The following is a 16,842-nucleotide window of genomic DNA, read 5'->3' as shown; positions in this document are numbered from 1 at the left end:
CGTCGGGGTCGTCATGACAGCCAGCGCTTGCGGCGCTTGTAGTGCTTCAGCTCGCGGAAGCTGCGCGATTCGCCGCTGCCGCCCACGCCCAGGTAGAACTCGCGCACGTCGGGGTCGGCCGCGAGGCGCTCGGCACTGCCGTCGATCACGACCTTGCCGCTTTCCATGATGTAGCCCGTGTGGGCGATGGCCAGTGCCACGCTGGCGTTCTGTTCCACCAGCAGCATCGAGGTGCCGCGCTCGGCGTTGATGCGCGCGATGATCGTGAAGATGTCCTCGACCAGCTTGGGCGACAGGCCCAGCGAAGGCTCGTCGAGCAATATCAGCTGGGGCTGCGCCACCAGCGCGCGCCCGATGGCGAGCATCTGCTGCTCGCCGCCCGAGAGGTAGCCCGCGAGGCCCTTGCGGCGCTCGTGCAGGCGAGGGAAGTAGGCATAGACATCGTCGAAGTTGCGCGACGCAGGCGCGACGCCCGCGCGCCCGGTCAGCGCGTAGGTCGCAGCGACGAGGTTCTCTTCGACCGTGAGGTCCTCGAACACGCGCCGGCCTTCCATCACATGGCTCAGGCCGCGCCGCACGAGTTGCTGCGGCGCGAGCCGCTCGGTGGGTGCGCCGTCGAACACGATGCGCCCGGCCTCGACCTCGCCGTCTTCCAGCGCGAGCAGGCCCGACACCGCCTTCAGCGTGGTCGACTTGCCCGCGCCGTTGCTGCCCAGCAGCGCCACGATCTGCCCGCGCGGCACGGCCAGCGACAGGCCGCGCAGCACCTGCACGACCTTGTTGTAGACCACCTCGATGTTGTTGACCTCGAGCACGAGGTCGGGCGGTGCCGCGCGCGCGTCCATCGTGTCGGTCAGTTCAGTGCGATCCAGTCCGACGCCGGCACCATCTTCTGCGCCTTCATGTCGGCCTTGTAGACGCGGCCCACGGGAATGGAGTTGCCCTTGATGGTGATCGGCGTGCCGATGATCCCGCCGGTGTCGAAGTCCTTGATGGTGTTGAGCGCGGCCTTCAGATTCTTGCCATCGAGCGGCTTGCCGGCGTCGAGCGTGCGCTTGGCGGCCTCGGTGAACAGCATCGCCGTGAGGAAGCCCTGCGTGTAGGCCGTGCTCTGGTACTCGGGGCGCAGCGCGCGGATCTTGTCGAGCATCGGCGCCTTGGCCGAGGTGTCGTAGTAGTAGCGGTAGGGCATGACGCCCATGAAGCCGTCGCCGCCTTCGCCCATCTTCATGACGGTGGAGCTGTCCATGGTCCAGAAGGTGCCCATCCACTTGCTGGTCATGCCCATCTGCTTGCCCTGCTGCACGAACTCGGGAATGGGCGCCAGGATGTAGCCGTGAAAGATCGTGTAGTCGGGCGCGGCGCGGCGCAGCTTGATGACCTCGGTCGACACGTCGACGCTGCCCGCGGGTGTCATGAGCTTCACCGGCACGCTGAGGCCCAGCTTCTTCGCGGCAGCTTCGCTGGCCTCGATGGGGTCGCGGCCGAACTCGGAATCGGAGTACACGAAGGCCACCTTGGCGCCCGGCTTTTCCTTGGCGATGTGGCGCAGCAGGATGCCGATCTGCTCGGTGTAGTCGGGCCCCACCAGGAACTGGTTCGGGTACTTGGCCGGGTCGTTCAGCTCGGTGGCGAACGAGGCGCCCGCCATCAAGATCTGGCCGCCGCGGTCCAGCTCGGGGTTGATGGTCTTGGAGAAGCCGGTGGAGTCGCCGTAGTAGAGGTTGACCTTGTTCTGGCTCGTGATCTTCTTGAAGGCCGCCACCGACACGTCGACCTTGTAGCCCGTGTCTTCCGGCACGTAGCGCAGCTTGCGGCCCTTGATGCCGCCCGCGTCGTTGACGATCTTCACGTAGTCGGCAATGCCGGCGTTGATGCCCACGCCCGCGAAGGCGAACACGCCGGTCATCGGGATCGAGCCGCCGATGACGATGTCCTCGTTGCCTTGCGCGTTCGCTGCGAACGGCACGGCGGCGGCCAGGCCCGCGGCGATCAGCAGGGCGCGGCGCTGGGGGGAAAGCTTCTTCGTTGTCTTGGGCATGTGTGTCTCCTGGTTCTAGTTACGAAACGGCCATAGATGGAAAAAGCGGCGCAGGCGCCGCCACACTTCTGCGAGCCCGTGCGGCTCGAACACCAGAAATCCGACGATCAGCAGGCCGAAGACGACGGTGCGCACCGGCGAGAGGAACACGGTCATCTCGACGCCGCCCGGCAGCAGGTCGACCACCAGCTTGAGCAGCTCGGGCACCATGGTCATGAACACGGCGCCGAAGATGCCGCCCAGGATGGTGCCCATGCCGCCGACGATGATGGCCGCCAGGAAGAAGATCGACATCAGGAGCGGAAAGCTCTCGGGCGTGACCACGCGGAAGAAGTAGGCCCACAGGCCCCCCGCCACGCCCGCATAGAACGACGACAGCCCGAACGACAGCAGCTTGTAGCGCAAGAGCGGAATGCCCAGCACCTCGGCCGAGATGTCACGGTCGCGGATGGCGATGAAGGCGCGACCCACGCGCGTGCGAAACAGGTTGGCCGCGCCGAGCACCATCAGCACCATCACCGGAACGATCACCCAGTACAGGCGAAACGAGGTGTCCAGCGGCAGGCCGAAGAGCTGCGCGGGCGGCAGCGAGATGCCCGTGGTGCCGCCCGTGAGCTTGAGGTTGGCGAACAGGAAGTGCGTGATGAACGACGCCGCGATGGTCGCGATGGCCAGGTACAGGCCTTTCACGCGCAGCGACGGGATGCCGACGACCAATCCGCCGAGCATCGCGACCACGCCGCCCGCGAGGATGTTGAGCAGGAAGGGCGTGCCCAGCCGCGTCTGCATGATCGCGACCGTGTACGCGCCCAGGCCCATGAACGCGGCCTGGCCCAGGCTCACGAGGCCCGTGTAGCCCGTGAGGATGTTCAGGCCCGTGGCGCTCGCGACGTTGATGGCGACGAGGCACGCGAGGTACAGCCAGTAGTCGCTGGCCATGAAGGGGAACAGCACGAGCAGCGCCGTGCCGATCGCGAGCCACACCTTCTGCGTGCGCGAATCGAACAGCGCCGCGTCGGCGGTGTAGCTTTGCTTGAGGGTGCCGATGCGCATGGCTAGAGTCTCTCGATCTCGTGCGTGCCGAAGAGCCCGTACGGCCGCACCATCAGCACGAACACCAGCACGATGAAGGTGGCGAGCAGCTTGTATTCGCCGCCCAGGTAGGAGCCGGCCAGTGCTTCGATCAACCCGATGAGCACGCCGCCCACCAGCGCGCCGAGCACGCTGTCGAGCCCGCCGACGATCACCACCACCAGCACCGACAGCCCGAACACGCCCATCGACGACGAGATGCCGCCGATGGCGCCGACGATGATGCCGGCCACCGCCGCGATCATGGCCGAGGCCACCCAGGCCAGCGAGAACACGCGCGGCACGTGGATGCCCATCGAGTACGCCGCCGCCTGGTCGGAGGCGGTGGCCCGCAGCGCCACGCCGCCGCGCCAGAAGCGGAACAGCAGCAGCACCAGGCCGATCAGCACCACGGCGATGAGTGCGCCGTAGGCGATCTTGGGCGCCAGGAAGGCCTCGCCGATCATCACGGGCGTGTTGGGCAGGAACTCGGGCAGGCGGCGCTGGTCGGCGGTCCAGATGATCTCGACCAGCCCGACGAGGATCGACGCCAGCCCCACCGTCACCATGAACACCGAGATCGGCGGCTCGCCCAGCAGCGGGCGGATGATGGTGCGCTCGATCACCGCGCCCAGCAGGCCGGTGCCGATCACCGAGCCCAGCACCGCCATCCAGATCGGCAGCGAAAAGCTCGCGGCGAAGGTGAAGAACAGGTAGGCGCCAACCATCAGCATCTCGCCGATGGCGATGTTGACCACGCGCGTCGCCTTGTAGACCAGCACGAAGGCCAGCGCCGCCAGCGCATACAGGCCGCCGCCGGCGATGCCGGTGAGCGCGATCTCGAAGAGGTAGGCCCAATCCATCAGACGGCTCCCACGGCAGCTTCACCGCGCAGCCGGCGACGCAGCTCGCCGACGTCGCCCGCGCCGAGGTAGGCGCGGATCACTTCCGGGTCGGCCTGCACCTGCGCGGGCGTGCCTTGCGCAATCACCTGGCCGAAGTTGAGCACCACCACGTGGTCCGACAGGTCCATCACCATGCCCATGTCGTGCTCCACCATCAGCACCGTGATGCCCCACTCGCGCCGCACGTCGAGGATGAAGCGCGCCATGTCTTCGGTCTCCTCGCGGTTCATGCCGGCCACGGGCTCGTCGAGCATCAGCACCTTGGGTTGCATGGCCAGGGCGCGCGCCATTTCGACGCGCTTCTGCAGGCCGTAGGGCAGGGCGGCCACCGAGGCGTGGCGGATGTGGTCGATCTCGAGGAAGTCGATGATGCGTTCTTCCACGTCGCGGCGCAGCTCGGCCTCTTCGCGGCGCGCGCGGCCCAGGTAGAAGAGGGCGTCGAACACGTTGGTCTTCAGGTGGGTGTGGCGGCCGAGCTTGATGTTGTCGAGCACGGTCATGCCGCGGAACAGCGCGATGTTCTGGAAGCTGCGCGCCAGGCCGAGCGCGGCGCGCTTGGGGGCGGGCAGGCGGGTGATGTCCGCGCCCTCGAACAGCACGCGGCCCTGCGAAGGCTTGTAGAAGCCCGAGATGGTGTTGAACAGCGAGGTCTTGCCCGCGCCGTTGGGCCCGATCACCGCGGTGATGGAGCCGGGCGCGACGCTGAAGCCGACATTGGTGAGCGCCTTCACGCCGCCGAATGCCAGCGTCAACGCCTCGGCCTGCAGCACCGGGGCCGTGGCGGAAGGTGCGGACATGGGGGTATCCCGTCGAGTCTCGTCAGGCATGGCTAAGGGGCGCGCCGCAAGGTCAGGGTTTGTGTCCAGCAGCGAAATGCTACTGGCCCGTAAAATTCCTACTGGCCGGTAATGTCCGTGTTCGCCGCAGTTCGCGGCATCGGGACTTTCCCCGCCCGCACAAACCCCATGCCCCGTTCCACCGCCGTTCCTGCTTCAGCCTCTCCGTGGGCGCCCGCCGACCGCCGTGCGCAGCAGCGCGAGGTCAAGCGCATGGCCGTGTTGCGCACGGCCGCCCAGCTCTTCAACGAGCGCGGCTTCCACGCGACCTCGCTCGACGACATTGCCGAGCGGCTCAACGTGAGCAAGCCCACGCTGTACTACTACATCGAGAACAAGGACCAGATCCTGCTCGAGTGCGTGAAGATGGCGCTCGATCTCATGCAGACCGGCATCGGCGAGGTGCGCGCCGCGGGCGGCAGCGCCATCGACCAGCTCAAGGCCTGCATGCGCATCTACTCGGGCGTGGTCACGCAGGACTTCGGCATGTGCGTGATCCGCATCGGCGAAGACCCGCTGCCCGATCCGCTCAAGAAGGAACTGCGCCGCCTCAAGGCCGGCATCGACGGGCATTTCCGCCGCCTGATCGAAGAGGGCGTGGCCGAAGGCGCGCTCGCGCCCTGCGACCCGAAGATGGCGGCCTTCATGCTGGCCGGCGCGCTGAGCTGGATCGGCCGCTGGTACCGCCCCGACGGCGACCTCACGCCAGACCAGATCGCCGACCAGGGCATCGAGCTGCTGCTCAACGGCGTGCTGCAGCGCGCCCCGACGAAAGCGAACCCATGACTTCAGAGACTTCTTCTTCGCCCCTGCTGGTGGGCCGCGAAGGCGCGGTGGCCACGCTGCGCTTCAACCGGCCGGCCGCGCTCAATGCCATCGACGTGCCGATGGCCACCGCCTTCCTCGCCGCCGCGCGTTCTTTGGCTGCCGACAAGAGCGTGCGTGCCGTGCTGCTGAGCGGCGCGGGCAAGGGCTTCATGGCCGGCGGCGACCTCGGCGTGCTGAGCGCCGACCCGAAGCAGGGCGCGGCCGACCTCATCGGCCCGCTGCACGAGGCGCTGACCGTGCTCGACGCCATGGACGCGCCGCTGGTCGCGCAGGTGCACGGCGTGGCGGCCGGCGCCGGCCTGAGCCTGATGCTGCAGGCCGACTTCGTGCTCGCGGCCGAGGGCACGCGCTTCAACCTGGCCTACGTGAACGTCGGCACCAGCTGCGACGTCGGTGCCTCGTGGGCGCTGCCGCGCCTGGTCGGCATGCGCCGCGCGTTGGAAATCGCGATGCTCGGTGACACCTACGACACCGCCGCCGCCGAGCGCATGGGCCTCATCAACCGCGTGGTGCCTGCGGCCGAACTCGAATCCGAAGCCATGGCCCTCGCGCAGCGGCTGGCCAAGGGGCCGACCGTGGCGCTGGGCCACCTGCGCCGGCTGATGCGCGGCTCGCTCGACCGCGACCTCGCGAGCCAGCTCGATGCCGAGTCGGCCGCGTTCCAGTCGTGCGCGGCCACTGCCGATTTCCGCATCGGCCTCGATGCCTTTTTCGGCAAGAAGCCCGCGGCCTTCACGGGCCGCTGAAGAATTCCTTGTTTTCGTTTTTTCAATCCAGGAGATCCATCCCATGACCCAACGCGACATCTTCGTGGTCGGCACTGCCCGCACCGCCATCGGCACCTTCGGCGGTGCGCTCAAGGACGTGCCCAACACGCAACTGGCCACCACCGCCGTCAAGGCCGCCATCGAGCGCAGCGGCGTCGCAGCCGACGCCATCGGCCACGTGGTGATGGGCAACGTGATCCCCACCGACGTGAAGGACGCCTACCTGAGCCGCGTGGCCGCCATCGACGCGGGCTGCCCGATCGAGACGCCGGCCTTCAACGTCAACCGCCTGTGCGGCTCGGGCCTGCAGGCCATCGTGTCGGCGGCGCAGGCCATTGCGTTGGGCGACTGCGACATCGCCATCGGCGGCGGCTCCGAATCGATGAGCCGCGGCCCGTACTTCGACACCTCGGCCCGCTACGGCGCACGCATGGGCGACGCGGTGCTGGTCGACTACATGCTGGGCATCCTGCACGACCCGTGGGAGAAGATCCACATGGGCATCACGGCCGAGAACGTGGCCGCGCGCTACGGCATCACGCGCGAGCAAATGGACGAACTGGCTGTGACCAGCCAGCAGCGCGCCGCCGCCGCCATTGCCGCGGGCCGCTTCAAGGAGCAGATCGTTCCGGTCGAGGTGAAGACGCGCAAGGGCGTCGTGCTGTTCGACACCGACGAGCACGTGCGCGCCGACACCACCGTCGACACGCTGTCGAAGATGAAGCCCGCCTTCAAGAAGGACGGCCTCGTGACCGCCGGCAACGCCTCGGGCATCAACGACGGCGCCGCCGCCGTGGTGCTGGCCGAAGGCGGCCGGGTGAAGGCGCTGGGCCTGAAGCCGCTGGCGCGCCTCGTGGGCTACGCGCACGCGGGCGTCGAGCCGGCGTACATGGGCATCGGCCCGGTGCCGGCCACGCGCAAGGTGCTGGAGCGCACGGGCCTGAAGGTCAGCGACTTCGACGTGATCGAGTCGAACGAAGCGTTCGCGGCGCAGGCTTGCGCCGTCATCAAGGAGCTGGGCTTCGATCCCGCCAAGGTGAACCCGAACGGCTCGGGCATTTCGCTGGGCCACCCGGTGGGCGCGACCGGCGCGATCATCACGACGAAGGCGATCGCCGAGCTGCACCGCACCGGCGGCCGCTACGCGCTGGTGACGATGTGCATCGGCGGCGGCCAAGGCATTGCCGCCGTCTTCGAGCGCGTTTGAGGGCACACTCGCGGGCATGCTCCGCCCCCCACTCCTGATCGACCCCGACGAAGTCGAGATCAGCGCCATCCGTGCGCAGGGGGCGGGTGGGCAGAACGTCAACAAGGTGTCGAGCGCGGTGCACCTGCGCTACGACATCCATGCCAGCTCGCTGCCGGCCGATGTGAAGGAGCGGCTGCTCGCCTTGCGCGACAGCCGCATCACGCAGGAAGGCGTGTTCGTGCTCAAGGCGCAGCAGCACCGCACGCAGGAGATGAACCGCGCCGACGCGCTCGCGCGGCTGCAGGCGGTGATCGACAGCGTGGCCACGCCGCCGCGCGTGCGGCGCGCCACCAAGCCCACCTACGGTTCGAAGCAGCGCCGGCTCGAAGGCAAGAGCCAGCGCTCGCAGATCAAGAGCCTGCGCGGGCGGGTGCAGGACTGACCGGCTTGTCGCCGCGCAGCCGTTTGATCTGCAGCGTCACGCCGACCACGTACAGCGCGCCGAGCACCGCGGTGATCGCCTTCAGTTCGGGCGCCTCGGCGTTCGGCAGCAGCGGCGCGCCCAGCGGCAGGCGCGTCAGCGTTTCGGTGAAGGCCGGAATCCAGTGGAAGAGAAAGCTCGCCGAATAAGCGACCGCCTCGATGTAGCGCGATTTCGGCCCGAGCCGCCCGTACCCCGCCAGCGCGCCGACGGCCAGCGCCACCAAAGTGATGATGCCCAGCGCATGGGGCTTGCCGAAGCCGCCGTGCTGGAAGATGCCGAAGCCCGTGAGGCAGGTCAGCACCGTGGTCCAGACGAAGACCTGGCCCAGGCTGGTGCGCAGGGTGATTTCCTTGTAGCGCAGGAGGGCCCAGATGCCTGCGAACACGGCGATCAGGCTGATCGCGGTGTGAACCGTGCCGAGTGACGTCAATCCAAGCCATCCTGTGGGTGCCATGCGGATCTCCTCGTGGTCGTGGTGCGGCATTCTGGCGCGGCGCCCGCCTTTTTGCCATGTGTGCCCATTCGTTTCAGGGCAGGTCTTCCGGCCTGCCCCGAGCGCTGTGTCACCTTCGGCAAGCACAATCGGGGCCATGAGTGTTTTTGTTCGTCGCACGGGAATGGTGCTGCTGATGGCGGTCGCGGGCAGCCTGCTGTCCGCCTGCAGCCCGGACGCGGCCCAGGGGCAGGGCGCGGCCAGCGCGCCGGCCGCGCAGGAGATGGCCTGGGACGCGCTGGTGCCCAAGGAGTGGGACCCGACCCAGCGCTACCGCAACATCAGCCTCGAGGCGCTGCGCGACAACGACCCGCGCGCGATCCAGATGCTCGACGAGATGCGTGCCGTCTGGGACAACGCGCCGGTCAACGTCGCGCTCGACGGCAGGCCCGCGAAGCTGTCGGGCTTCGTCGTGCCGCTCGATGCCACGCAAGACGGCATCCGCGAGTTCTTGCTGGTGCCGTATTTCGGCGCCTGCATCCACACCCCGCCGCCGCCCGCCAACCAGATCGTCCACGTGATCGCGCCCGCGCCCGTGAAGGGGCTGCACGCCATGGACACGGTGCGCGTGAGCGGCACGCTCAAGGCGGCGCGCTACGCATCGGCCGACATGGGCGTGAGCGGCTACGAGATCGCGTCGGCGGCGGTCGAGCGGGTGGCGGTCACGCAGGGACCGTGAAGGCCGCCAGTTCGCCCAGGGCCGGCTGCAGCAGCCGGTAGCTCAGCCGCTCGGCCACCCGGAACGCGCCGAGCCCTTCGTAGAACGCGATGCCCCGCGCATTCGTCGCCTTCACGGGCCAGTCGATGCGGTGGCACCCCTGCGCGACGGCGCGCGCGGCCACCCAGGCCATGAGGGCGCGACCCGCCCCGGCGCTGCGGTGGCCCGACTTCACGTAGAGCTCCTTGAGCTGGCAGTGCCTGCGTTGTTCCGGTGCGAAGTCGACCAGCGAGAAGACCCAGGTGATCGCGGCCAGCCCGACCACGGTGCGCGCGTCTGTCGATGCGACTACGAGCTGGTGCGGTGAGCCGGGCGCCAGGAGATTGCCCAGCAGGTGTTCGCGCACCAGCTCGCGCGGCACGCGCGCGCCTTCGTTGTAGAAGGCGTGCAGTTCGGCCAGCAGCTCGATGAGCGAATCGTGTTGGGCTTCGGACACCAGATCGACGTGCATGGCATTTCCTTGGGGATGCGTCTTCGTGACTGCCGGATTCTGGCCCGCTCCGGATTCACGACGATCTTGTTACTCCCCGCTCCAGTCCTCGCGCGGCTAGATTGCCCTTCACCACTTCGAAAGGACAAGAACCATGAACCCGGCCTACACCGGCGGTTGCGCGTGCGGCGCCATCCGCTATGAGATTTCAGGGGAACCCGTGTTCCAGAACGACTGCCAATGCCTGGACTGCCAGCACAAGAGCGGCACGGGCCACGGCTCGTACCTCAGCTTCGCGGGTGCCGAGGTGAAGCAGACCGGCGCGGCCACGCTGTGGAGCCTCAAGGGCGACAGCGGCAACATCAAGACGCGCGCGTTCTGCCCGACCTGCGGCTCGCCCGTGTACATGACCTTCGCCGCGATGCCCGGCGTCTTCACCGTGCATGCCGCGAGCCTGGACGACCCGGGGCGCTACCGGCCGCAGGCGGTCACGTACGCGGTGCGCGGGCACGCCTGGGACTTCCTCGACCCGGCGCTGCCGAAGTTCGAACGGATGCCGCCGGGCTGAACTCAGCCCATGCGTTGCGACAGGAAATCGAGGAACGAGGTGATGCGCGCCGACAGCTGCGTGTTGCGGTAGTACACCGCGTTGACCGGCTGGCGCACGTCGACCGTGTCCTTCGGCAGCACCTGCACCAGCGCGCCGCTGGCGCGGTCGGCGGCGGTCATGAAGTCCGACAGGCAGACGATGCCCACGCCGGCCAGCGCCAACTGGCGCAGCGTCTCGCCGCTGGACGCGACCACGGTGGGCGCGATGGTCCATTCGTCGCCATGCACGCCGCGCAGCGGCCAGCGGTTGAGCGACTCGGGCTGCGTGAAGCCCAGCAGTGCGTGGCCGGCCAGCTCGTCGACCTTGCGCGGCTTGCCGTGGGCCTCGAGGTAGGCGGGGCTCGCGAGCACGCGCAGCCGGTGCGTGCCGAGCGGGCGCGCATGCAGCGTGGAATCACGCAGCGGGCCGATGCGGATCGCCACGTCGGTGCGCCGCTCCAGCAGGTCGATGGGCAGGTCGTCGGTGTCGAGCTCCAGGCTGATCTGCGGATAGAGCCGTCGGAACTCCGGCACCAGCGGCACGATGGCGTGCAGCATGAAGGGCGAGGCCGCGTTCACGCGCAGGCGCCCGGCGGGCTGCTGGCGGCGCGCGGCCATGTGCTCTTCGGCATCGTCGATCGCATCGAGGATGGCGCGCGTGCGCTGCAAAAAGGCGGCGCCTTCCTCGGTGAGCTCGAGCCGCCGCGTGGTACGCCGCATCAGCGTGGTGCCGAGCTTCTGTTCGAGCCGGCTCAGCGCGCGGCTGATGCCCGACACGGTCTGGCCCAGCTGGTCGGCCGCGGCGGTGATCGAGCCGGTGTCCACCACGGCGCGGAAGGCGACCAGTTCTTCGATGGTGGTTTTCATGGCGCCCGCGTCTGCGAAGAGAAGGGCGCGGTCAGGCCGCGGCTTCGGCTTCTTCGGGCATGTCGATGCGCGGCATCAGCGCGGCCAGCGCCTCGGCGTCGGTGCGGTAGCTGAAGAGCATCGGTCCCGGCGCGAGCAGGCCGGCACGTTCCAGCACCTGCATGGCCGGCAGCTTCATGCCGCTCAGGTGCAGGCGCACGCCCTTGGATTCCATCATCCGGCGGATCGAGCCGAACACCTCGGCGCCGGTGATGTCGATGCGGTTGATCGGCTGCGCGAACAGGCACACGTCGGTCAGGTCGGGGCGCTCGGCCAGCGCGACCGTGAGCGCGCGTTCCAGCGTGGAGGCGGAGGCGAAGTCGAGTTCGGCGTCCATGCGCACCGCATACAGCTGCGGCGCGAGCGGCGGCAGCTTCCAGAGGTGGCGGTCGCGCAGGCTGCCGTCGGGATGCAGGCCCACTTCGATGATGCGCGGGTGCAGGTGGCGGTACATGTAGTGCGCCAGGCTGGCGAGCAGGCCGCCCAGCACGCCCCAGTAGATGCTCGGCGCGGTGGCGATGGTGAGCACGAAGGTGCCGAAGGCGATGCCGGCTTCGAGCCGCGAAACGCGCCACAGCGCGGTGAAGCTCGACGGCTTCACCAGCCCGAGGATGGCCGTGACCACCACGGCCGCCAGCACCGCCTGCGGCACGTGGTACAGCAGCGGCATGAGCCACAGCAGCGCGCCGGCCACCACCGCCACGCTGAACAGCGTCGCCCAGCCGGTCTGCGCGCCCGCGTAAAGCGTGATGGCCGAGCGCGAGAACGACGAGCTGGTGGGGAACGACCCCGTGAAGCCCGAGGCCAGCTTGGCCAGCCCCTGGCCGATCAGGTCCTGGTTTTCGTTCCACAGCGTGCCGGCGCGGCCGTTGTCGACCTTGGCGCTCGACGCGGTTTCGAGAAAGCTCACCAGCGTGATCATCAGCGCGGGCAGTACCAGCGCGCTGAAGGTGTGCGCCGGCAGCAGGCCGGGCCAGTAGAAAGAGGGCAGGCCCGAGGGCAGGGCGCCCACCACGGCGCCGCCGCGCAGCGCGTAGTTGATGCTCCAGCTGATGGCGGCCGCGCCGGCCACCAGCGCCATCGTGGTCGGAAAGCGTGGCACCCAGCGCTTGCCCAGCCACAGCACGGCGATGCTGCCCAGGCCGAAGGCGATGGCCGTGAGGTCGGGCAGCGGCCCGCCCTGCAGCACCTGCGGGATGGTGCGCCCCGTGAAGCCCAGCAACGCGGGCAGTTGCGAGATCGCGATCAGCACCGCCGCGCCCTGCGTGAAGCCGATCAGCACCGGCGAATTGACCAGCCGCAGCAGCCAGCCGAAGCGCCCCGCGCCGAGCACGATCTGGATCGCGCCCGACATCAGCGTGAGCCACACCGCCATCGCCACCCATTCGTCGCTGCCCGCCACCGCCAGCGGCGCGAGCGACGCGCCCACCAGCAGGCTGGTGAGCGCGGTCGGCCCGACCGACAGCCGCTGCGACGAGCTGAACATCACGGCGATGAGCGCCGGAAACAGCGCCGCGTACACGCCCGTGACCAGCGGCATGCCGGCCAGCGCCGCATAGGCCACGCCCTGCGGCAGCACCATCAGCGCGACGGTGATGCCGGCCATGGCCTCGTTGCGCAGCAGCGCGGCGGACGGGCGGGGCCAGCCGAGGCAGGGAACCCAGCGTGCGAGGCGCTGGCGAAGAGACGGTGCGGGGGAAGAGGAGGGAGAAGCCGGATTCATGAAGCGGGGCGCGCGCACGGCGGGCACGCCGCGCGCGGAGAGCGGGAGAGAGAGAAAGAGCCTAGATCAGTGAGGTCGCGTTCTTCAGGACGTAGTCGCAGGCCTTTTCCTTGACCTTCGACGACAGCCCCTTGAGGTTGAGCGACTTGCCGTCGCCGCCCTTGAGCAGGCCCTTGGCACCGCTCGCGAAGTCGTTTTCCTGTTTCTTCTGGCCGGTGATCTTGGCCAGCAGCTTGTCCTTGACGGAGGCGGCATCGCCACCGAGGTAGTTGTTCTTGACGCAGTACTCGAGCACGCCGGCCGCGCTGCCGATGGTGCTGGAGCCGATGGCGGGCATCTTGAAGCCGCCGAGGCTGAGGCCGCTGAGCGCCGAGCTGCCACCGCTGCTGTTGCTGCTGCCTTGCGAGTTGACCGCCGCGCCGGCCTGTTCTTTCAGCTGGTCGAGCAGGTTGTTGGCCTGCACCGAAGCGCCTGCGGCGAGCAGGGCAAGGGCGACGAATGTGGAGCGAACGTGCATGGTGGCCTCCTTGGACGGACATGGGGGGAGAAGCGCCCACCAGCATACCGGAGAGCCCGGAATGTCTCTATCGCGCGGGGCACAGCGCCACGGGGTGCGCAGCGCCCGCAAGAGCACGCGGCTCAGCCTCGGCGGAACAGCAGCACCGAGTTCGTGCCGCCGAAGGCGAAGGAGTTGCTGATGGCGGCGTCGAGCGCGGGCGCGGCGCTGTCACCGGGGGCGACGAGGTTCATCCGGCAGTCGGGGTCGACCTCGCGGCAGTTCGCGTTGGGCGGCAGCTCGCGCCGGTGCAGCGCCAGCACGGTGATCAGCGCCTCGATGGCCCCGGCCGCGCCCAGCATGTGGCCGTGCAGCGCCTTGGTCGAGCTGACGCGCAGGGCGTCGAAATCGGCGCCCCAGACCTCGGCCAGCGCGTTGCGCTCGACCACGTCGCCGATGCGCGTGGCCGTGCCGTGGGCGTTGCAGTAGCCCACGTCGCGCGGCTGCAGGCCGGCCTGGCGCAGTGCGGCGCGCAGGGCGCGGGCCTGGCCCGGTGCGTCGGGCTTGGTGAGGTGGGTGGCGTCGCTGCTCAGGCCCCAGCCGGCCAGCGTGGCGTAGCGGCGGGCGCCGCGCGCGCGGGCGCGTTCGGCCGATTCGAGAATGAGGAAGGCCGAGCCTTCGCCCAGTGCGAAGCCGCTGCGGTCGGTGGCAAAGGGGCGCACCGCGCCGGCCGCTTCGCCGGGCTGGAAGCCGGCCAGGGTCTGCATGGCCTGCCAGGCCAGCACCACGCCCGGGACGATGAGCGCTTCGCTGCCGCCCGCGATGGCGATGTCGACCTCGCCGCGCTGCACCGCCTTGGCGGCCTCGGCGATGGCCACCGACGACGAGGCGCAGGCGACCGAGTACGTGAGCACCGGGCCCAGCACGCCGTTGCGCATCGCCACGTGGGCGGCCGGCGCATTGGGCATGAAGGCGGGAATGGTGAGCGGCGAGACGCGCCCGTTGCCGCGGTAGGCGGCTTCGAGCGCGGCGGCGCCGCCCATGCCGCAGCCGGCGTAGACGCCGACGCGCTCGGCATCGATGCCGGCATCGCTCATCGCCAGGCCCGCATCGCGCAGGGCGAGGTCGGCGGCGGCCACGGCCAGCTGGCTCACGCGGTCGACACCCGCGAGCTGCAGCTTGGTGAACCAGCGCGTCTCGTCGAAGGCGACCGTGGCGGCGGCGGCGGGCTTGGGGAGTTCGGGAAAGACCGGTGCGATGGCCGAGCGGCCCTGCAGCAATGCGTCGAACAGCGCGTCGGGCGCGTCGCCATGCGGCGCCATGACGCCCAGTCCGGTGACGGCGACTTCGTGCGTGCTCACGCTGTCTTGGCGGCCCGGACCTTGTCGACCAGTTGCGCGAGCTCGGCCAGGGTGTCGATGCTCGCGTCGTCGTCGGGCATGGTGATGCCGAAATGGTCTTCGATGGCGAACAGGAATTCGGCCAGGGCCAGCGAATCGAGTCCGCCGGTTTCACGCATCGAGGCGTGGGGGTCGAGCTTGGACGGTTCGATGCCGTACTTCTCGTGGATCAGGTCCTGCAATTCCTTCAGCGAACTCATCTGCGATGCCTGTCGTCTTGTGCCGCCGTTGATCGATGGGCTGCCTGTCCCTTGCGGGTGGCGGGCCACGGGGTCGATCCCTTCCTCGTTCGGCCTGTGTTGATGATCAATGGTGATTGATGATATCCGCTTCGACCTTAGGGAAATCCTCGGGGCGGCCCCAGATCAACGGGGGCCGGGGCGCCAGCGCAACGAGGGCAGCGCAAAGGCCAGCCCGAGCAGCGCGCCGGCCACCGCGTCGAGCACCACATGCTGCTTGACCGCCAGCGTGGAATAGGCAATGGCGGCAAACCAGGCCCAGTTGATCGCCTGCAACAGCCACGGCGTGCGCGCCGCGCGCAGCACGTCGGCCAGGCGCACGGCGGTGAAGATGGCGACCGCCACGTGCATCGAGGGGCAGGCGTTGCCCGCCGCGTCCACGCCCTGCAGCATCGCGAAGCCGGGGTAGCCCGAGACGTCGATGTCCAGCGGCGGGATCTGCGTCGGCCAGAAGTAGAAGAGGCCCAGGCCGCTCAGGCACAGCGCGCCGATCCACAGCCCGTAGACCACCAGCTCGCGAAACGTGAGCTGCAGCCCCGGCGCAAAGCCCACGTACACCCACAGCGACAGGTAGGCGCCGAGCGTGTAGGGCTGGAACGGAATCAGGTGGTCCAGCGCCGTCAGCGGCATCACCGTGACCGGAAAGGCCGGGTTGCGCAGCAGGTGGAAGTAGCCGATGAAGAACAGCCACGTGAAGGCCGTGGTGCCGACCGCCTTCAGCAGGAAATGGCGGCGGATGCGCAGCCAGATGTCGGCGGTCCACGTTGCAGGCCTGGCCTCGGCCGCGATGTGCAGGGGGATCGGTGAGTGCATGGTGTCGGTGTCGGTCGCCGATCTTGCCAGAGCACCATGGCGTGCCCCGCCCATGCCCTGCGGCATCAAAGGGTGGCCGGTCGCTTGCGGTGCTGGAACGAGGTGGGCGAGCGCCCCGTGGCCGCCTTGAACATGGCGCAGAAGGCGCTGTCGGTGGCGTAGCCGCTGGCCGACGCCACCTGGCTCACGGCCATGCCGCGCGCCAGCAGCGGGAGCGCGTGCGCCATCACGGCCTGCTGGCGCCATTGCTGCCAGCTCATGCCGAGCTGGTCGCGAAACAGCCGCGCCACCGTGCGCTCGCTGGCGCCGATGGCGGCGGCGCGCTCGGCCAGCGTGGCGCGGTCGGCCGGGTTGCGCAGCAGCGTCTCGCACAGCTGGCGCAGCCGCTTGTCGGAGGGCAGCGGCACGTCGATGCGGATCTGCGTGGCGCGCTCGACCTCGTCGACCAGCAACGGCGCGATCATGCGTTCGCGCTGCGGCGCGTGCGGGTCGGCCGGGGGCAGGCCGTCGGGCGTGGTGTCGAGCGCAAGCATCAGGGCGCGCAGCAGCGGGCTGATCTCGAGCACCTCGCACTTCTCCCAGGTGGGCGCGATCCAGGCGTGCAGGTAGACGGTGCGCAGCTCGGCGTCTTCGATCAGCGTGATGCTGTGCGGCATGTTGGCCGGCACCCACAGCGCGCGCGACGGCGGCACGATGTAGCTGCCATCCTGCGTGCTCAGGCGGATCACGCCGCGCGTCGAGAACGTGAGCTGCGGCCACGGGTGCTCGTGCAGCTCGACCAGCGTGTCGGCGCTCAGGAAGTGTTCCTTGGCGCGCAGCGGTCGCACCGCGTCGGGGGCGTACAGGTGCGGCGTGAGCGGGCCCACGCTGTTGGTCGGCGCGGTGGGCGTTCCGCGCGCCTTGGTGGGGGTGGCG

General features: G+C 69.2%; 20 protein-coding genes. 6 read left to right on the top strand and 14 right to left on the bottom strand.

The annotated features are described in order from the left end of the window. Positions 1-11: 11 nt before the first annotated feature. The 5 genes from AC07Y4_RS18465 to AC07Y4_RS18445 are packed head-to-tail and all read right to left on the bottom strand — an operon-like array spanning position 12 to position 4,814. On the bottom strand, positions 12-845 hold the full coding sequence (locus AC07Y4_RS18465; protein ID WP_070059586.1) for an ABC transporter ATP-binding protein: 834 nt from the start codon (positions 843-845) through the stop codon (positions 12-14). Between the two features lie 8 nt (positions 846-853). Beyond that, the gene (locus AC07Y4_RS18460) at positions 854-2,041 is read right to left on the bottom strand and encodes an ABC transporter substrate-binding protein (RefSeq protein WP_487849224.1); all 1,188 of its coding nucleotides are present in this window, start codon (positions 2,039-2,041) and stop codon (positions 854-856) included. 15 nt (positions 2,042-2,056) lie between these two features. After that, on the bottom strand, positions 2,057-3,094 hold the full coding sequence (locus tag AC07Y4_RS18455) for a branched-chain amino acid ABC transporter permease (protein ID WP_487849223.1): 1,038 nt from the start codon (positions 3,092-3,094) through the stop codon (positions 2,057-2,059). 2 nt (positions 3,095-3,096) lie between these two features. Next, positions 3,097-3,975 carry a branched-chain amino acid ABC transporter permease gene (locus tag AC07Y4_RS18450; protein WP_487849222.1) on the bottom strand — a complete coding sequence of 293 codons (879 nt, stop codon included), beginning with the start codon at positions 3,973-3,975 and terminating at the stop codon, positions 3,097-3,099. Next, positions 3,975-4,814 carry an ABC transporter ATP-binding protein gene (locus AC07Y4_RS18445; protein ID WP_487849221.1) on the bottom strand — a complete coding sequence of 280 codons (840 nt, stop codon included), beginning with the start codon at positions 4,812-4,814 and terminating at the stop codon, positions 3,975-3,977. The genes AC07Y4_RS18450 and AC07Y4_RS18445 overlap by 1 nt, the downstream gene beginning before the upstream one ends. Before the next feature lie 168 nt (positions 4,815-4,982). On the opposite strand from AC07Y4_RS18445, the gene AC07Y4_RS18440 reads away from it, so the two are divergent. From AC07Y4_RS18440 to arfB, 4 genes are read left to right on the top strand one after another with little or no spacing between them, the layout of a single operon-like run. Further along, positions 4,983-5,639, top strand: coding sequence for a TetR/AcrR family transcriptional regulator (locus AC07Y4_RS18440; protein WP_235926668.1), 657 nt, complete (start codon positions 4,983-4,985; stop codon positions 5,637-5,639). After that, positions 5,636-6,427, top strand: coding sequence for an enoyl-CoA hydratase/isomerase family protein (locus tag AC07Y4_RS18435; RefSeq protein WP_487849220.1), 792 nt, complete (start codon positions 5,636-5,638; stop codon positions 6,425-6,427). Before AC07Y4_RS18440 ends, AC07Y4_RS18435 begins: the two co-directional genes overlap by 4 nt. 43 nt (positions 6,428-6,470) lie before the next feature. After that, on the top strand, positions 6,471-7,655 hold the full coding sequence (locus AC07Y4_RS18430; protein WP_062472956.1) for an acetyl-CoA C-acyltransferase family protein: 1,185 nt from the start codon (positions 6,471-6,473) through the stop codon (positions 7,653-7,655). Between the two features lie 16 nt (positions 7,656-7,671). Next, complete coding sequence (arfB, locus tag AC07Y4_RS18425; RefSeq protein ID WP_062472954.1) at positions 7,672-8,079, top strand: alternative ribosome rescue aminoacyl-tRNA hydrolase ArfB; 408 nt, start codon at positions 7,672-7,674, stop codon at positions 8,077-8,079. On the opposite strand, the gene AC07Y4_RS18420 is transcribed toward arfB, so the two are convergent. Next, on the bottom strand, positions 8,048-8,575 hold the full coding sequence (locus tag AC07Y4_RS18420; RefSeq protein ID WP_487849219.1) for a DUF2306 domain-containing protein: 528 nt from the start codon (positions 8,573-8,575) through the stop codon (positions 8,048-8,050). The genes arfB and AC07Y4_RS18420 overlap by 32 nt on opposite strands. Positions 8,576-8,711: 136 nt before the next feature. Between AC07Y4_RS18420 and AC07Y4_RS18415 the strand changes: the two genes are divergently transcribed. After that, positions 8,712-9,293, top strand: a complete 582-nt coding sequence (locus AC07Y4_RS18415) for a DUF3299 domain-containing protein (RefSeq protein ID WP_487849218.1) — start codon at positions 8,712-8,714, stop codon at positions 9,291-9,293. Here AC07Y4_RS18415 and AC07Y4_RS18410 read toward each other — a convergent pair. Next, on the bottom strand, positions 9,277-9,783 hold the full coding sequence (locus tag AC07Y4_RS18410; RefSeq protein ID WP_487849217.1) for a GNAT family N-acetyltransferase: 507 nt from the start codon (positions 9,781-9,783) through the stop codon (positions 9,277-9,279). The two genes, AC07Y4_RS18415 and AC07Y4_RS18410, sit on opposite strands and share 17 nt — an antisense overlap. A gap of 133 nt (positions 9,784-9,916) precedes the next feature. On the opposite strand from AC07Y4_RS18410, the gene AC07Y4_RS18405 reads away from it, so the two are divergent. Beyond that, positions 9,917-10,330 carry a GFA family protein gene (locus tag AC07Y4_RS18405; RefSeq protein WP_487849216.1) on the top strand — a complete coding sequence of 138 codons (414 nt, stop codon included), beginning with the start codon at positions 9,917-9,919 and terminating at the stop codon, positions 10,328-10,330. A gap of 2 nt (positions 10,331-10,332) precedes the next feature. Here the strand turns inward: AC07Y4_RS18405 and AC07Y4_RS18400 are convergent, their stop codons facing one another. The 7 genes from AC07Y4_RS18400 to AC07Y4_RS18370 form a co-directional block, all read right to left on the bottom strand. Then, on the bottom strand, positions 10,333-11,217 hold the full coding sequence (locus AC07Y4_RS18400) for a LysR family transcriptional regulator (protein ID WP_070059579.1): 885 nt from the start codon (positions 11,215-11,217) through the stop codon (positions 10,333-10,335). Between the two features lie 31 nt (positions 11,218-11,248). Next, positions 11,249-12,979: a SulP family inorganic anion transporter gene (locus tag AC07Y4_RS18395; RefSeq protein ID WP_095950799.1), complete on the bottom strand. Its 1,731-nt coding sequence runs from the start codon at positions 12,977-12,979 to the stop codon at positions 11,249-11,251. Between the two features lie 61 nt (positions 12,980-13,040). Further along, a complete protein-coding gene (locus AC07Y4_RS18390) occupies positions 13,041-13,496 on the bottom strand; it encodes a DUF2501 domain-containing protein (protein WP_487849215.1) in 456 nt (151 codons plus the stop codon). Positions 13,497-13,618: 122 nt separating this feature from the next. Further along, a complete protein-coding gene (locus tag AC07Y4_RS18385; protein WP_487849214.1) occupies positions 13,619-14,836 on the bottom strand; it encodes a beta-ketoacyl-[acyl-carrier-protein] synthase family protein in 1,218 nt (405 codons plus the stop codon). Then, positions 14,833-15,075 (bottom strand): acyl carrier protein, encoded by a 243-nt coding sequence (locus AC07Y4_RS18380; protein ID WP_062472943.1) that lies wholly within the window; start codon positions 15,073-15,075, stop codon positions 14,833-14,835. The genes AC07Y4_RS18385 and AC07Y4_RS18380 overlap by 4 nt, the downstream gene beginning before the upstream one ends. Before the next feature lie 165 nt (positions 15,076-15,240). Continuing rightward, positions 15,241-15,927, bottom strand: coding sequence for a phosphatase PAP2 family protein (locus AC07Y4_RS18375; RefSeq protein WP_062473052.1), 687 nt, complete (start codon positions 15,925-15,927; stop codon positions 15,241-15,243). A 65-nt stretch (positions 15,928-15,992) separates the two neighbouring features. Continuing rightward, positions 15,993-16,793, bottom strand: coding sequence for an AraC family transcriptional regulator (locus AC07Y4_RS18370; protein WP_083259026.1), 801 nt, complete (start codon positions 16,791-16,793; stop codon positions 15,993-15,995). Positions 16,794-16,842: the final 49 nt, after the last annotated feature.

The sequence above is a fragment of the Variovorax sp. GW460-12-1-14-LB1 genome (assembly GCF_059423605.1).
The sequence above is the reverse complement of the archived record's forward strand: the minus strand, read 5'-3'. Positions and strand labels throughout refer to the sequence as shown.

Bases quoted from the DNA above. Each gene is read 5' to 3' on its own strand.
- AC07Y4_RS18465 (WP_070059586.1), bottom strand. From the start codon at position 845: ATGGACGCGCGCGCGGCACCGCCCGACCTCGTGCTCGAGGTCAACAAC.
- AC07Y4_RS18460 (WP_487849224.1), bottom strand. From the start codon at position 2,041: ATGCCCAAGACAACGAAGAAGCTTTCCCCCCAGCGCCGCGCCCTGCTG.
- AC07Y4_RS18455 (WP_487849223.1), bottom strand. From the start codon at position 3,094: ATGCGCATCGGCACCCTCAAGCAAAGCTACACCGCCGACGCGGCGCTG.
- AC07Y4_RS18450 (WP_487849222.1), bottom strand. From the start codon at position 3,975: ATGGATTGGGCCTACCTCTTCGAGATCGCGCTCACCGGCATCGCCGGC.
- AC07Y4_RS18445 (WP_487849221.1), bottom strand. From the start codon at position 4,814: ATGTCCGCACCTTCCGCCACGGCCCCGGTGCTGCAGGCCGAGGCGTTG.
- AC07Y4_RS18440 (WP_235926668.1), top strand. From the start codon at position 4,983: ATGCCCCGTTCCACCGCCGTTCCTGCTTCAGCCTCTCCGTGGGCGCCC.
- AC07Y4_RS18435 (WP_487849220.1), top strand. From the start codon at position 5,636: ATGACTTCAGAGACTTCTTCTTCGCCCCTGCTGGTGGGCCGCGAAGGC.
- AC07Y4_RS18430 (WP_062472956.1), top strand. From the start codon at position 6,471: ATGACCCAACGCGACATCTTCGTGGTCGGCACTGCCCGCACCGCCATC.
- arfB (WP_062472954.1), top strand. From the start codon at position 7,672: ATGCTCCGCCCCCCACTCCTGATCGACCCCGACGAAGTCGAGATCAGC.
- AC07Y4_RS18420 (WP_487849219.1), bottom strand. From the start codon at position 8,575: ATGGCACCCACAGGATGGCTTGGATTGACGTCACTCGGCACGGTTCAC.
- AC07Y4_RS18415 (WP_487849218.1), top strand. From the start codon at position 8,712: ATGAGTGTTTTTGTTCGTCGCACGGGAATGGTGCTGCTGATGGCGGTC.
- AC07Y4_RS18410 (WP_487849217.1), bottom strand. From the start codon at position 9,783: ATGCACGTCGATCTGGTGTCCGAAGCCCAACACGATTCGCTCATCGAG.
- AC07Y4_RS18405 (WP_487849216.1), top strand. From the start codon at position 9,917: ATGAACCCGGCCTACACCGGCGGTTGCGCGTGCGGCGCCATCCGCTAT.
- AC07Y4_RS18400 (WP_070059579.1), bottom strand. From the start codon at position 11,217: ATGAAAACCACCATCGAAGAACTGGTCGCCTTCCGCGCCGTGGTGGAC.
- AC07Y4_RS18395 (WP_095950799.1), bottom strand. From the start codon at position 12,979: ATGAATCCGGCTTCTCCCTCCTCTTCCCCCGCACCGTCTCTTCGCCAG.
- AC07Y4_RS18390 (WP_487849215.1), bottom strand. From the start codon at position 13,496: ATGCACGTTCGCTCCACATTCGTCGCCCTTGCCCTGCTCGCCGCAGGC.
- AC07Y4_RS18380 (WP_062472943.1), bottom strand. From the start codon at position 15,075: ATGAGTTCGCTGAAGGAATTGCAGGACCTGATCCACGAGAAGTACGGC.
- AC07Y4_RS18375 (WP_062473052.1), bottom strand. From the start codon at position 15,927: ATGCACTCACCGATCCCCCTGCACATCGCGGCCGAGGCCAGGCCTGCA.